Below are 12379 nucleotides of genomic sequence, written 5' to 3' on the forward strand. Positions count from 1 at the left end.
CATGGCGAAACCCACCAAAGGCAAGGCTCCGCGCCGCTCCCGGCGCAACATCAGCGCTGGTCGCGCCTACGTGCACGCCAGCTACAACAACACTATCGTCACCATCACCGACCTCGACGGCAACTCGGTGGCGTGGTCTTCGGGCGGCACCATCGGCTACAAGGGCAGCAAGAAGGGCACCCCCTACGCTGCTCAGCTCGCCGCCGCCGACGCCGTGAAGAAGGCCCAGACCTCCTTCGGCATGGCCGCCGTGGACGTGATCGTGCGTGGGAGCGGCTCGGGCCGTGAACAGGCGATCCGCGCCATCCAGGCTTCGGGCATCGAAGTCCGCAGCATCATGGACGACAGCCCCGTGCCTCACAACGGCTGCCGCCCCAAGAAGAAGTTCCGCGCCTAACGCGCACGCGCGCGCCCACCTGCCCCGTTTCCGTTGCTGCTTAGCAGCGTAAGCCCCACCACAGGCGAGGAAACGGGCACCAGAGGGCCGCAAGACCCAGTGCTGCTGACCCCGTAAGGGCAGCGCACTGTGACAAGGAGTTATGACATGGGTCGTTTCCGTGGTTCCATCACCAAGCAAAGCCGCCGCGAAGGGATTAACCTCGCGGAGACTGAAAAGGTTCAGAAGTACCTGGACCGCCGCCCCTACGGCCCCGGCCAGCACGGTCAGCGCCGCAAGGGCCGCCCCAGCGACTACAGCGTGCGTCTGCGCGAAAAGCAGAAGCTCGCCCGTCTGTACGGCATGAACGAAAAGCAGTTCCGTAACCTCTTCGAGGAAGCGTCGAACGTGCCCGGCGTGACCGGCACCGTGTTCCTGCAACTGCTGGAGCGCCGCCTGGACAACGTCGTGTTCCGCATGGGCTTTGCCAGCACCCGCCGCCAGGCCCGTCAGTTCGTGGGCCACGGCCACATCCTGGTCAACGGCAAGAAAGTGGACATCGCCAGCTACCGCGTGAAAATCGGCGACGAGATCAGCGTGGCTGAAGGCAGCCGCAGCATGGGCTTCATCCAGGAAAACATGGACGCCCAAAAGCGCCGCCGCGTGAGCCCCTGGATCGAAATGGATCAGGACAACTTCAAGGGCACCTTCTCGCGCCTCCCCGCACGTGAAGACCTCGCCCTGCCGATCAACGAAAACTTCATCATCGAGTACTACTCGCGCTAAATCAGGAGGTTCCAGTGGAGCAAAAGCGCCCTCAACTCAAGGCCCGCGTGGACGGCGACTACGGCGAATTCGTGCTGGAGCCGCTCGCGCGTGGTTACGGCGTCACCATCGGGAACCCTATCCGGCGCATCCTGATGTCCTCGATTCCCGGCACCGCCGTGACGAGCGTCTACATCGAGGATGTGCTGCACGAATTCAGCACCATTCCCGGCGTCCGGGAAGATGTGATTCGCCTGATTCTCAACCTCAAGGAACTGGTCGTGAAGTTTCACGCCCCCGGTCCCAAAACCCTGACCCTGCGTGCGCAGGGCGAGGGTGAGGTTCGCGCCAGCGCGTTTGAAGTGCCCACCGACGCCGAAATCGTCAACCCTGACCTCGTCATCGCCAACCTTGCCGAAGACGGCAAACTGGTGATGGAAGTGCGGGTCGAGGAAGGCGAAGGGTACGTGTCGGCGGACAAGCACGCCACCAAGGACCGCATCAACTCGATTCCGGTCGACGCGATGTTCAGCCCGGTGCGGCGTGTCGCCTACCACGTGGAAAACACCCGCGTGGGGCAGCAGACCGACCTGGACCGCCTGATTCTGCGTGTCTGGACCGACGGCAGCGCCGGCCCCCAGGAAGCGCTGGACAAGGCCGTCGAGATTCTGCGTGATGAACTGAGCGTCTTCGGCAATGTCGAGCCCATGCCTGCTCTGGAAAGCAGCTACGCCGCTGCGACCCCGGCTGCAGTCTACGACCCGGCGACGGCCACCCTGCCCGCCAGCGTCTACGACAGCCCCCGCCAGCCGGACCTGGGCAGCCTGAGCATCAATCCGCAGCCCTTTCCCACCGACCAGGACACCCCCCGCGTGACCCTGGAAGGCCTGGGGCTGACCACCCGCGTGCTGCACTCCCTCAAGGAAGAAGGCATCGACTCGGTGGACGCGCTGTGTGCCCTCTCCGACCGTGACCTGAAAAAGGTGCCCGGCATCGGCGAGCGCAGCCTGGACGAAATCAAGCAGCAACTGGCCCAGTTCGGCCTGGCGCTGCGCGACTGAGCCTTCACGATTGACGCTCCACGCGAGCTGACCTTCCCCCACTTTCACCGGCCCCCGCAGGGCCGCCGAACCAAGGAGAACCACCATGCGTCACGGTAAAGCCGGTCGCAAGCTCAACCGCAACAGCAGTGCCCGCGTCGCCCTGGCCCGTGCCCAGGCGACCGCCCTGCTGCGCGAGGGCCGCATCCAGACGACCCTCACCAAGGCCAAGGAGCTGCGCCCTTTCGTCGAGCAACTGATCACCACCGCCAAGGGCGGCGACCTCCACTCGCGCCGCCTCGTCGCCCAGGACATCCACGACAAGGACGTCGTGCGTAAGGTCATGGACGAAGTGGCCCCCAAGTACGCCGAGCGTCCCGGTGGCTACACCCGCATCCTGCGCGTGGGCACCCGCCGCGGTGACGGCGTCACGATGGCCCTCATCGAACTGGTCTGAGCTTCAGACCCAGTGCTCTCCCCTGCTGCGGCGGGGGAGTTTTTTATGATGTAAAAGGGGCGCCTTTTCTTTTAGCGAAGAAAGGCGCCCCTGTGCTTTAGAGCATCGGCAAGGCGGGCAGCACGTCAAAACCTTCGGGCACGAAGAGGCTCCCCTCCGTGACGCCCTGATCGGCCATGCCACGCAGACGGTTTTCCAGTTCTGAACCGCCGATTTCGCCGTTCAGGAAGGCCCGGTGTGCGGCAATGACCTCACGCACCTGCTCGGGCGACTCGTGGACGAATTCGAGGCGGAAGTCGCGCAGGCCGGCGTCCAGCCAGTCGGGCAGGTGCGCTCCGGCAACCTGCGGGCGGCCCTCGAACACCGTGTTGCGGCAACCCACGTCGGCCATCACTGGGTGCTGCACGCCGCGTTCGTCCTTCAGGGCCACCCGGTGTGACTCGCAGGGATGGCCGCAGTTGGTGTAGTCGGTGCCATCCGAGAGGAAACGGCAGAACACGCAGTGCTCGGTGTGGAAAACGGGGAGGTGCTGATACGCGATGACTTCGAGCCGCTCGGGGCCGACCAATCCAGCCAGTTCCGACACCTGCCGGGCGTTGAGGTCGTGTGTGGGCGTCAGCCGGGTAAGCTGCATATCCAACAACGCGCGGGCCGTCAGCACATTGGCGGCATTGAGCGAGAAGTCGCCCGTCAGCGGCGGCAGGTTCTCCACGTCCTGCAAGCCTTCGAGCAGGCCGCCCGAGCGCACCAGCAATTCGGCGTTCAGGCCGAGCAGAAACTTTTCGAGGTTCTGCTCGGTGGGCTTGAGGATGCGCGGGCTGGCGACGCGGACGGGAATCCCGGCGGCTCGGACTTTTTCCACACTCGGCTTGAGACCGTAGAGTTCGAGGTAGTCGAGCGTGATGGAGTCGGGCCGCTCGGCCAGCGCGGCGTCGAGCTGCTCGGGGGTGCGGACGAGGACGTGGAGATGGTGAACGGTCGATGGTTGATGGTAAGGGTCAGGCGTTTGACCCAGCGCCTCCGCCAGCTTCGGCACCGCCTGCCGCTCCGGGGCCTGGCCGCGCAGCTCGGTCAGCCTCTCCACCGCTTCCCGGCGCAGGGCATTCAGGGCCGAGACGGGCAGAAAGCCGGCGCCTTGCAAGTCCGCCGTCAGCCCGGCGAGGTGGTAGCCGCTGCCGCCGAGCTTGCCGAGTTGCTCAGTCAGCGTGGCCTCGTCCAGCGCGCGGTTGCGGGCCTCGGACAGCGGTGCGGGGGCGGTCACCGTGACCTCGTGACCGGCTTCGTCGCGTAGGGTCAGGCTCGGCAGCTCACCGACGTGACCGACGAAGTGTGCTGAAACGGGCCGGGTATACAGCGGGTCGGAAGCGTCCAGCAGCGGCTTGACGCGAGCGGCCAGCGACGGGTCCTGGGTGCGCCACACCGGGTCGCCGGGGCGAACGCGGTCGGGGTTGACGGCGCCACGCGCGAAACGAAGTTCGGCAACGGTCGAGGGTTGATGGTGGATGGATTTCTTTTTTCCATCCCCCCTCGACCATCCACCCTCAACGTCATTGACCTGATAGACGAAGCCCCCCTCTTCCCGGCCCTCGGGCTTGCGCCAGTTGGCGGGGTCGAACACCAGACCGTCGCCCGGCTTGACTGGCTCGGTGAGTTCGACGAGCACGCCGCGTTCGGTCAGGCCGGTCACGGTGCCCACGCGCACGCCCCGGTGCCTGGGGGCCCGGCCCCGCACGACCTGCTGGTGGTTGGTGCCCGCCATGAAGTGCGGCCCCAGCCCGCGCGAGTAGACCTGTTCCAGGTCTTGTTCCTGCTGCGGCGTCACAGACAGCGGCTGGCCAGCCCAGGCCTCGTCCACGGCCTGACGGTAGGCGGCGGTGGTCAGCGCCACGAACTCGGCGTCCTTGTAGCGGCCCTCGATTTTGAGGCAGTCCACGCCGATCCGCACGAGGTCGGGCACCTGATGCAGCGCGTAGAGGTCGCCGGGCGAGAGCAGGTAGCGGGCGTCACCGAGGTCGCGATACTCGCCGTCCACGAACATTTCGTAGGGCAGGCGGCAGGCCTGGGCGCACTGGCCGCGGTTGGCGCTGCGTCCGCCCCAGGCCTCAGAGGAAAAGCACTGGCCCGAGTAGCTGACGCACAGCGCGCCGTGCACGAAGGTTTCGAGCTCGACATCGGTCTGGTTGGCGATGCGCTCGATGTCCTTGAGGCTGAGTTCGCGCCCCAGGACGACGCGGTTGGCCCCGAACCGCCGCGCCAGCTCCGCACCTTCTGCACTGGTGATGCTCATCTGAGTCGAGCCGTGAATGGGCAGGTCGGGGCAGATGTCGTGAATCAGCCGGGCGACGCCCAGGTCCTGCACGATCAGCGCGTCCACGCCGCTTTCGGCCAGGTGGATAATCTGCCGCTCGGCGTCGCGCAGCTCGCGGTCGAAGACCAGCACGTTGAAGGTCACGAAGCCCTGCACGCCGCGCTCGTGCAGGCCGCGCATCATCTCGGGCAGCGCCTCGGCCTCGAAGCCCACTTTGGCCCGCGCATGGAAGCCCGCGCCCGTGCCGTCGGCCCGCCCCGAGTCAGGCAGCGGGTTGACTCCGAAAAACACGGCGTCGGCGCCCGCTTCCACGGCGGCTTTGAGCTGGGCGTAGCCGCCCACGGGGCTCATGACTTCGGGTTTACGGCGCTGGCGGGGGGCAAAGGGCATAACGGGTCAGTGTAACGCGGAGAAGGGAAAAGCGGTGTGGTCCACCTCCCCCTTGAGCCTCAATCTTTTCTCCGCTGTCCCTCGTAAGGCCGGTACTTCAGGTTGCCTGCCACCTCTCATACGGTTTCAAATTGAGTCCCGAACATGTTCGGGCGCAATTTTGCGCGGAGCGCATGGAAAAAATACGGTTTTAAGGAGATGGATGGGCATCCGGCGCCTTTCCGGATGTTCGGGAATCGGATTAAAGCCGTATAACGCGAGGGCTTCAAAGGCGGCCTGCCTGAGTCGGGCATTGTGTTCCAGTCGGGCCTGAGCAGGGTTCATGCGTCAGTTTAAGGAGCGAGAACAACATCGGGGCCAGACGGCTGACCTCATTCCCATTCCATTCAAAAAAGCCGCCAGCCTGAAGCCAGCGGCCCCCCACACGCGATCCTTATTCCCGCCAGTTCGTGACCGGCTGCTCGCCGCGAATCAGGACCACCGGCACGTGGGCGTGGTGCAGCACCGCCTCGGCCACGCTGCCGAGCAGGGCGCGGCCCAACCCGGCGCGGCCATGGGTGGTCATCACGATCATGCTGACGCCTTCTTCCTTCGCCACGTCGATGATGGTGCGCGACACGGGCCGGCCGGCGGCACGTTCGACGCGGGAGCGCGCGCCCTGCACCTTTTGCCGCAGCAGCGCCAGCGCCTGGTCCTGCTGCAGGATGAAGTCTTCGGGATTGGCGGGCGCGACGTAGCCGAATTCGCCGGTCACGGCGGGACTGGGATCAGCCTGCACGCTCAGGGCGACCAGTTCGGCCCCCAGCGCCTCCGCCAGCGCGCGAGCGTGCTCGGTGGCCTGCCAGCCGAGGTCGCTTTGATCCGTCGTGACCAGAATTTTCTTCATACCTGAGGATAAATCCTGCGTCTCAGACTTATGTCATGGGGTGCATGGGGTAGGCAGTCGGCTCAGGGGCCGCGCGCATACAGGTCCACGCGGGTGCTGGGCCGCACGTCCTCCCGCGCCGCGATGCTGATGACCGCCGTGCTGCCGCCCTTGTCACGCAGGCCGGTGAGCAGCGTCAGCAGGTCGCCCACGTCGAGCCCCGGATTGGCGATGTACTCGCCCGGCACGCCGCGCAGCGTCAGTTCGAGGACGGTGTCCTGCATCAGTTCGGTGATCTGACTCTGGAGCACACTCTGATTCTGAAGGTTGATGGTCGCCTGACGAATCGGCTGCCCGGCGCGGTAGAGCAGCGTGTTGGCGCGGGCGTCGCAGGTGAGCTCGACCGGCAGGCCCGCCACACTGTTTTGCGCGGCGCGGCAGATGACGAACGCGCTGGTGTTCAGGCCACGCAATTTGGTTTCCAGCGAGGCGCGTGCCGAGGGCCCCAGCCGCGCCGCCGGGCTGTCGGCTCCGGGCCGGGCCCCACGCGCGGCGGCGGTGCCCCCGGCGACCTTGAGGAAGGTGTCGAGGCTGCGGACCGAGGGCACCACCCCGGCGTAGACCAGTTCGTTTTTCGGGTAGGTGAGTTCGGCGGTGCGGCTGAGGCTGAGTTCGCTGCGGGCGCTGGAATAGTCGGCCTGGAGGCGCGAGAGGCTCTGGCGCGTCTGGGCGAGGTCCTGGGCGAGCGCCGCGTTGCTGCCCTGCAACTGCCGCTGCTGGGTCCGCAGCGTGGCGAGGTCCTGCCGCACCCGGTCGCGGTCCTGCACCGCTTTGTCGCGCGCCTGCACCGCCTGGGTGCGCTCAGCCTGCAACCGGTCGCGCTCGGCCACCAGCCGGTCACGGGCGTCGAGGGCCTCCTGCCGCTCGGCGACGGCCTGGTCGCGGGCCGCCGCCGCCGCGTCACGTGACTGGATGGCCGCGTCACGGGCCGCTGTCGCCTGCCGCGCCTGGGCTTCGAGCGCCTGCACCTGAACGCGCAGGGCCGCCGCGCGCTGCTGGGCCTGTGCGCCTGGGCCTGCGCCTGCTGCTGGGCCTGCGCAACCTGCTGGGCGGCACCCGTCCGCACCTGCCCGAGCTGGGTCTGGGCGGCCTGCTGCGCCTGACGGACACTCGCCTGCGCGGCGGCCTGGGCCTGGGCCTGCACCTGTTCAGCCCGTGCCTGGGCCTGTTCGGCGCGGCGCTGGGCTTGCCGGGCCTGCTCGCGGACCTGTTCGGCGCGCGCACTCGCCTGCTGCGCCTTTTGCGAAGCCTGCGCGGCGCGGGTCTGCGCGGCTTGGGCTGTCGCCTGGGCCGCCGCCGCCCGCCGCTGCAACTCCTCGGTGCGGGCCTGGGCGGCGTTGGCGCGGGTCTGGGCGTTCTGGGCTTCCTGCTCGGCCTGCGCGCTGCGGAGCTTGAGATCAAGCACCTGCGAGTCGAGCTGGGTGGCGCGGTCCTCACTGGCCTGAAGCTGCTTTTGCGAAGCCTGGAGTTTCTCGCGGCTGGCCTGTGCCTGGGCTTCGAGCTGACGGCGCTGCTCGGCCAGGGTCTTGAGGCGCGTTTGCAGGTCCTGCGCCTGTTTCGTCAGCCGGGCCTGTTCCTGCTGGGCCGAGGCGAGGTTCTGGCGGGCAGCCGCGAGTTCCTGCCGAGCGGCCTCGCGCTCCTGCCCCGCCTTCTGCGCTTCGCTGCGGGCGGCTTCACGCTCGGTCCGGGCGGCGCGCAGTTCGCCCTGCACGGTGCCGACTTCGGTACGCAGCGCCTCGATCTGAGGCCGCAACTGGTCGGCCTGGGCAATGGTGGACACGGCGTTGCGGTTGAGCAGCAAAAACGCTGCCAGGCTCGCCGCGCTGATCGCCATGCCCGAGAGCACCGCCACGATGGTCGCCGTCTGCTTGGGCCGCAGCCCGAACCAGCGCAGGTGCTTGCGGCCCGCTTTCTTGGCGATGGTGTCGGCGGCGTAGGCCACCACGCCCGAAAGCACCACCACGAAGGGCAAAAACAGCCACAGCACGCCTCAGTCGCCTCCCCGCTCAGAGCTCGAAGTCGTCGCCGAGGTAATGACGCCGGGCGTCCTCGTCCTGCGCGAACTGCTCGGGGGTGCCGTCGAACCGGATCTGCCCGTCGTACATCAGGTACACACGGTCGGTCAGCGCAATCGTTTCGCGCACGTTGTGGTCGGTGATGAACACGCCGATGCCCCGGCGGTCCCGCAGCTCGCGAATCAGGCGCTGAATCTCACGGATGCTCTTGGGGTCCACGCCGGTAAACGGCTCGTCGAGCAGCAGGTAGTCGGGGTCGGTGGTCAGGGCGCGCGCGAGTTCCAGCCGCCGCCGCTCGCCGCCCGAAAGCTGGTAGGCGTAGGAGTTCGCCAGATGTGTCAGCCCGAATTCGGCCAGCAGCGCGTCGGCGCGGGCTTCCTGCTCGGCGCGGGTCAGCTTCTGATATTCCAGAATCGCCAGCAGGTTGTCGCGCGCGGTCAGCTTGCGAAAGGCGCTCGGCTCCTGCGGCAGATACCCCAGCCCCAGCCGCGCCCGCTCGTGCATGGGCAGCCGGGTCAGGTCGCGGCTCCCGAGGGCGATACGGCCCCCGCCAGGGCGGATAAAGCCGACCACCATGTAAAAGGTCGTGGTCTTGCCCGCCCCGTTCGGCCCGAACAGCGCCACGATTTCGCCGGGCGACACCCGGAAATCCACGCCGCGCACGACCTGCCGCTTGCCGTAAGTCTTGCTCAGGCCCGTCGCCGTCAGTTCCGGGCGGGCGGGCGTGGGCGCAGGGGCAGCGGCGGGCTGGGCGGCAAGGGCAGTCACGGTTTTCAGCGTAGCACGGGCTTTTTAGCGGCCTGTGAGTGGGGTTACCGGGTGCCCGGCGCGCATTACACTCTCCCCATGCAACTCACCATCATCGTTCTCGATTCCGTCGGTGCCGGGGCGCTGCCCGATGCCGCCGCGTTCGGCGACGCGGGCGCCCACACCCTCAACCACACGCTGAAACAGGCCCCAGTGCCGCTGCCCCACCTCGCCCGGCTGGGCCTGGGCAAACTGCCGACCATCGACACGTCGCCGGAGACCGTCCCCGCCGACGCCGAAGTGACGGGCGCCTATGGCCGGATGCGCGAGGTCAGCCCCGGCAAGGACACCTCCACCGGGCACTGGGAATTCATGGGCGTGCAGCTCGAGCACCCGTTTCAGGTGTTCCCCGACGGCTTTCCGCCCGAGGTGATGGACCGGTTCGACGCCGCGACGGGTCGGGGCCACCTGTGCAACAAGCCGTACAGCGGGACTGACGTGATTCGGGACTACGGTGAGGAGCACCGCCGCACCGGCTTTCCCATCGTGTACACCAGCGCCGACAGCGTGTTTCAGATTGCCGCGCACGAGGACGTGGTGCCGCTGGAAACCCTGTACGAGTGGTGCCGGGCCGCCCGCGAGATTTTGCAGGGCGAGTACGCCGTGGCCCGCGTGATTGCCCGGCCTTTCCGGGGCGAGCCGCCCTTTGAACGGGCCAACGAACACCGCCGCGACTTCTCGCTGACGCCGCCGCGCACCGTGCTCGACGCCCTCAAGGAAGCGGGCAAGGACGTGGTGGGCATCGGCAAGATTCCCGACATCTACGCCGGGCAGGGCTTTACCGAGAGCATCCACACCGACGACAACGCCGACGGCATCCGCAAGACGTTGGAACGGATGAAGGCGGGCGTGGATGGCCTGATTTTCACCAACCTGGTGGACACCGACGCCAAATTCGGTCACCGCCGCGACCCCGCCGGCTACAGCAATGCCCTGGCCGAGTTTGACCGCGCCCTGCCGGACCTGATCGCCGCGCTGCCGGAAGACGGCCTGCTGATTATCCTCTCCGACCACGGCAACGACCCCACCTGGCACGGCACCGACCACACCCGCGAGTACGGGCTGCTGCTGGCCTACGGACACGGCCTGAGCGCCCGCGATCTGGGCGAACGCGAGACCTTCGCCGACGTGGGGGCGACGGTGGCCGAAGCGCTGGGCGCGCAGTGGGACGGCCCCGGCACGTCCTTCTGGAACGAGTTGCGATGACAGAGCCGCTATGAAGGGACCGCTATGACTCTGCCCGCCGCCGAACAGTTTGCGTTCACCCTGACGCTGGGCGGACGCTACGCCGGGCAGCAGGAATGGGCGCTGCACAGCGAGCGCGGCACCGTGACCGCCCGCGTGCAGACCGAGTTCGGCGGCGTGCTGCCCGAAGTGCGCCGCGTGCAGACCAGCCGGATGCACGCCCGGACGCTGAGCAGCCTGCACTACGCCGAGGGCGACGGCGGGGGCCGGGCGAGCTTTGAAACCGGTTTCGACCGCAAGACTGGCGTGGTCACCCTGCGCCAGGGCCGCGAGGAGGCTGAGGTACCGCTCACGGTGGATTACTACGACCCGGTGAGCCTGCTGCTGTGGCTGCGGACGCTGGACGGCCAGGAGCGTGCCGAGGCCCAACTGACGGGCGGCAAAGCGCTGATTCAACGCCTCGCGGATATGGAGGTGGACGGACAACTCGCTTACGTCTATTTTTTGCGGCCCGGCGGGGCTTACGTGTACGTGGAGCAGGCCGCCCCGCACCGGCTGCTGCGCCTGATTCAGCCCACCGACTTCGGCCCCATCGAGGCCAACTTGGGCGGCTCGGCTCCGGGCCGACGGCAGGGTGGTCCGAAGGGTCGGCGGCGAGTCGGATGAACCGGCAGCTGTTTGCCGCGCTGCTGAGTGTCTGCTCGCTGGCGACGGCAGCACCGGCCACCCTGCGCGACCCCCGCGTGGACGTGCCGCGCCAGATGTTTACCTCAGCGCAGCAGCGCATCCTGGACGCGCTGGCAACCCGGATTCAGGCCCGCCCGGCGGCGGTTCCGGCCTTGCAATGGCGGGGCGGCGGGCTGGACGGTGGCGCGGCGTGGCTGTCGTTCAGTGCGCCTTTTCGCACCCGGACCCCCGAACGGCTGGACGTATTTTCGGTGGGGCAGACGGAAGGTCTCCACTTCCTGCTGGTTCTGACCCGGCCCGGCGAGCGCGAGCAGGTGTGGCTGCTGGAGCCGACCGACATGGGCAACTGGGCCAATTACTACGCCCCCAAAACGATTTACACGGCCCGTGACCTCAATCTGGACGGGCGGCGCGAACTGGTCATCGAGTACGCGGGGGGCATCGGTGACGGCGGGGGTAGACAGTCCAGCACGTCCCTGCTGCTGCTGGATTTCAATGCCCAGGGGCCGAAAATTTGGGGCAGTCTTCCCGTGAACGACGCCGCATTCGGCCCCGACGGTGAAGTGTTCCGGCAGGCGGCCTACGTGGTGCAGGTCGAGAAGGGCAAAACGCCCCGCTTTCAGGGCCTCTTTCTCAAGACGCTGAGCAAGCCCTTTGCCGAGCGTGAGCAATACGCCGCGACAGGGAAAGTCGTCCCGCTCAAGCTGGACCCCACCCCCCCCTTCAAGTTGACGCGGCTGTGGTAAGGGCAGGCGGCACGACCTCTGCCACCTCGTCCTCCCCCAGCGGCTCGAACTGCGACCTCAGCACCCGGTACGTGTTTTCCGCGACGTACAGATGCCCCGGCTCGCGCTCGTTGCGGGCCAGCACGCGGGCGAGGGCTTCTGCGTCGGGCAGCGTCAGGGCGTAGAGGCGCACCTCATGCGGTTTCAAATTGAGTCCCGGACATGTCCGGGCGCAATTTTGCGCGGAGCGCATGGAAAAAATACGGTTTTAAGGAGATGGACGGGCATCCGGCGCCTTTCCGGATGTTCGGGAATCGGATTAAAACCGTATCAGCACCAACTTCTGCCGCCACCGCCCGCAGGTGGTCACGCTCCGAACGCCGCCACACGCCACTGTCCAGAATCACGTGCCCACCGAGTTCGAGGCAGCGCCGCCAGCAGCCTTCCATCACCCCGCGCACCCGGTCCTGGGCGGCGCGGTACTCGCTTTCGGGCGGGTCCTCACCGGAGAGAGCCACCATCCACTCGTCCTGCGAGAAGCGGATGCCGGGCAGCTCGCGCTCCAGCCGCCGCGCCAGCGTGGTTTTGCCCACGCCCATAAAGCCGTGAAGAAGGTGGAGGGTGCCGGGCATGGAGCAAGTGTAGACGCCCTGTCCCTGCGGCGGCTGGAATAGACGCCGGGCCTTTTCCCCTCTTCCC

The 12379-nt window shown here is 67.4% G+C and carries 13 protein-coding genes and 1 pseudogene; 7 read left to right on the plus strand and 7 right to left on the minus strand.

Annotated elements, in window-relative coordinates:
- Position 1 precedes the first annotated feature (1 nt).
- From rpsK to rplQ, 4 genes are all read left to right on the plus strand, one after another.
- Positions 2-397, plus strand: a complete 396-nt coding sequence (gene rpsK, locus DR_RS10905; RefSeq protein ID WP_010888757.1) for a 30S ribosomal protein S11 — start codon at positions 2-4, stop codon at positions 395-397.
- Between the two features lie 147 nt (positions 398-544).
- Positions 545-1162, plus strand: a complete 618-nt coding sequence (gene rpsD, locus DR_RS10910; RefSeq protein ID WP_010888758.1) for a 30S ribosomal protein S4 — start codon at positions 545-547, stop codon at positions 1160-1162.
- A 14-nt stretch (positions 1163-1176) separates the two neighbouring features.
- The gene (locus tag DR_RS10915; protein WP_010888759.1) at positions 1177-2202 is read left to right on the plus strand and encodes a DNA-directed RNA polymerase subunit alpha; all 1026 of its coding nucleotides are present in this window, start codon (positions 1177-1179) and stop codon (positions 2200-2202) included.
- A gap of 85 nt (positions 2203-2287) precedes the next feature.
- Positions 2288-2638 (plus strand): 50S ribosomal protein L17, encoded by a 351-nt coding sequence (gene rplQ, locus DR_RS10920; protein WP_010888760.1) that lies wholly within the window; start codon positions 2288-2290, stop codon positions 2636-2638.
- 97 nt (positions 2639-2735) lie between these two features.
- Here rplQ and DR_RS10925 read toward each other — a convergent pair whose 3' ends face one another.
- The 5 genes and pseudogenes from DR_RS10925 to lptB all read right to left on the minus strand — a co-directional run bounded on the left by DR_RS10925 (position 2736) and on the right by lptB (position 9044).
- Positions 2736-5336 (minus strand): U32 family peptidase, encoded by a 2601-nt coding sequence (locus tag DR_RS10925; RefSeq protein WP_411675533.1) that lies wholly within the window; start codon positions 5334-5336, stop codon positions 2736-2738.
- Between the two features lie 433 nt (positions 5337-5769).
- Positions 5770-6222 (minus strand): universal stress protein, encoded by a 453-nt coding sequence (locus DR_RS10930; protein ID WP_010888763.1) that lies wholly within the window; start codon positions 6220-6222, stop codon positions 5770-5772.
- 62 nt (positions 6223-6284) lie between these two features.
- On the minus strand, positions 6285-7229 hold the full coding sequence (locus tag DR_RS16880; RefSeq protein WP_234944697.1) for a hypothetical protein: 945 nt from the start codon (positions 7227-7229) through the stop codon (positions 6285-6287).
- An 848-nt stretch (positions 7230-8077) separates the two neighbouring features.
- A pseudogene (locus DR_RS16885) lies at positions 8078-8248 on the minus strand (DUF3084 domain-containing protein); the annotation flags it as partial.
- A gap of 19 nt (positions 8249-8267) precedes the next feature.
- The gene (gene lptB / locus DR_RS10940) at positions 8268-9044 is read right to left on the minus strand and encodes an LPS export ABC transporter ATP-binding protein (protein ID WP_010888765.1); all 777 of its coding nucleotides are present in this window, start codon (positions 9042-9044) and stop codon (positions 8268-8270) included.
- A 78-nt stretch (positions 9045-9122) separates the two neighbouring features.
- Between lptB and DR_RS10945 the strand changes: the two genes are divergently transcribed.
- Genes DR_RS10945 through DR_RS10955 form a run of 3 tightly spaced genes read left to right on the plus strand, consistent with a single transcriptional unit; the run spans position 9123 to position 11701 of the window.
- Positions 9123-10289, plus strand: a complete 1167-nt coding sequence (locus DR_RS10945; RefSeq protein WP_027479937.1) for a phosphopentomutase — start codon at positions 9123-9125, stop codon at positions 10287-10289.
- Positions 10290-10313: 24 nt separating this feature from the next.
- Positions 10314-10934 carry a hypothetical protein gene (locus tag DR_RS10950; protein ID WP_010888767.1) on the plus strand — a complete coding sequence of 207 codons (621 nt, stop codon included), beginning with the start codon at positions 10314-10316 and terminating at the stop codon, positions 10932-10934.
- Positions 10931-11701: a hypothetical protein gene (locus tag DR_RS10955; RefSeq protein WP_010888768.1), complete on the plus strand. Its 771-nt coding sequence runs from the start codon at positions 10931-10933 to the stop codon at positions 11699-11701. Before DR_RS10950 ends, DR_RS10955 begins: the two co-directional genes overlap by 4 nt.
- On the opposite strand, the gene DR_RS10960 is transcribed toward DR_RS10955, so the two are convergent.
- Both DR_RS10960 and DR_RS10965 read right to left on the minus strand, forming a co-directional pair.
- Positions 11679-11888, minus strand: coding sequence for a hypothetical protein (locus DR_RS10960; protein WP_010888769.1), 210 nt, complete (start codon positions 11886-11888; stop codon positions 11679-11681). The genes DR_RS10955 and DR_RS10960 overlap by 23 nt on opposite strands.
- Positions 11875-12312: an AAA family ATPase gene (locus DR_RS10965; RefSeq protein ID WP_010888770.1), complete on the minus strand. Its 438-nt coding sequence runs from the start codon at positions 12310-12312 to the stop codon at positions 11875-11877. Before DR_RS10965 ends, DR_RS10960 begins: the two co-directional genes overlap by 14 nt.
- Positions 12313-12379: the final 67 nt, after the last annotated feature.

The organism is Deinococcus radiodurans R1 = ATCC 13939 = DSM 20539 (assembly GCF_000008565.1).
Lineage (GTDB): Bacteria > Deinococcota > Deinococci > Deinococcales > Deinococcaceae > Deinococcus > Deinococcus radiodurans.

Excerpts from the sequence above, each read along its gene's own strand:
- DR_RS10945 (WP_027479937.1), top strand. The coding sequence starts at position 9,123 with ATGCAACTCACCATCATCGTTCTCGATTCCGTCGGTGCCGGGGCGCTG.
- rpsK (WP_010888757.1), top strand. The coding sequence starts at position 2 with ATGGCGAAACCCACCAAAGGCAAGGCTCCGCGCCGCTCCCGGCGCAAC.
- DR_RS10965 (WP_010888770.1), bottom strand. The coding sequence starts at position 12,312 with ATGCCCGGCACCCTCCACCTTCTTCACGGCTTTATGGGCGTGGGCAAA.
- DR_RS10950 (WP_010888767.1), top strand. The coding sequence starts at position 10,314 with ATGACTCTGCCCGCCGCCGAACAGTTTGCGTTCACCCTGACGCTGGGC.
- rpsD (WP_010888758.1), top strand. The coding sequence starts at position 545 with ATGGGTCGTTTCCGTGGTTCCATCACCAAGCAAAGCCGCCGCGAAGGG.
- DR_RS10925 (WP_411675533.1), bottom strand. The coding sequence starts at position 5,336 with ATGCCCTTTGCCCCCCGCCAGCGCCGTAAACCCGAAGTCATGAGCCCC.
- DR_RS10930 (WP_010888763.1), bottom strand. The coding sequence starts at position 6,222 with ATGAAGAAAATTCTGGTCACGACGGATCAAAGCGACCTCGGCTGGCAG.
- DR_RS10955 (WP_010888768.1), top strand. The coding sequence starts at position 10,931 with ATGAACCGGCAGCTGTTTGCCGCGCTGCTGAGTGTCTGCTCGCTGGCG.
- rplQ (WP_010888760.1), top strand. The coding sequence starts at position 2,288 with ATGCGTCACGGTAAAGCCGGTCGCAAGCTCAACCGCAACAGCAGTGCC.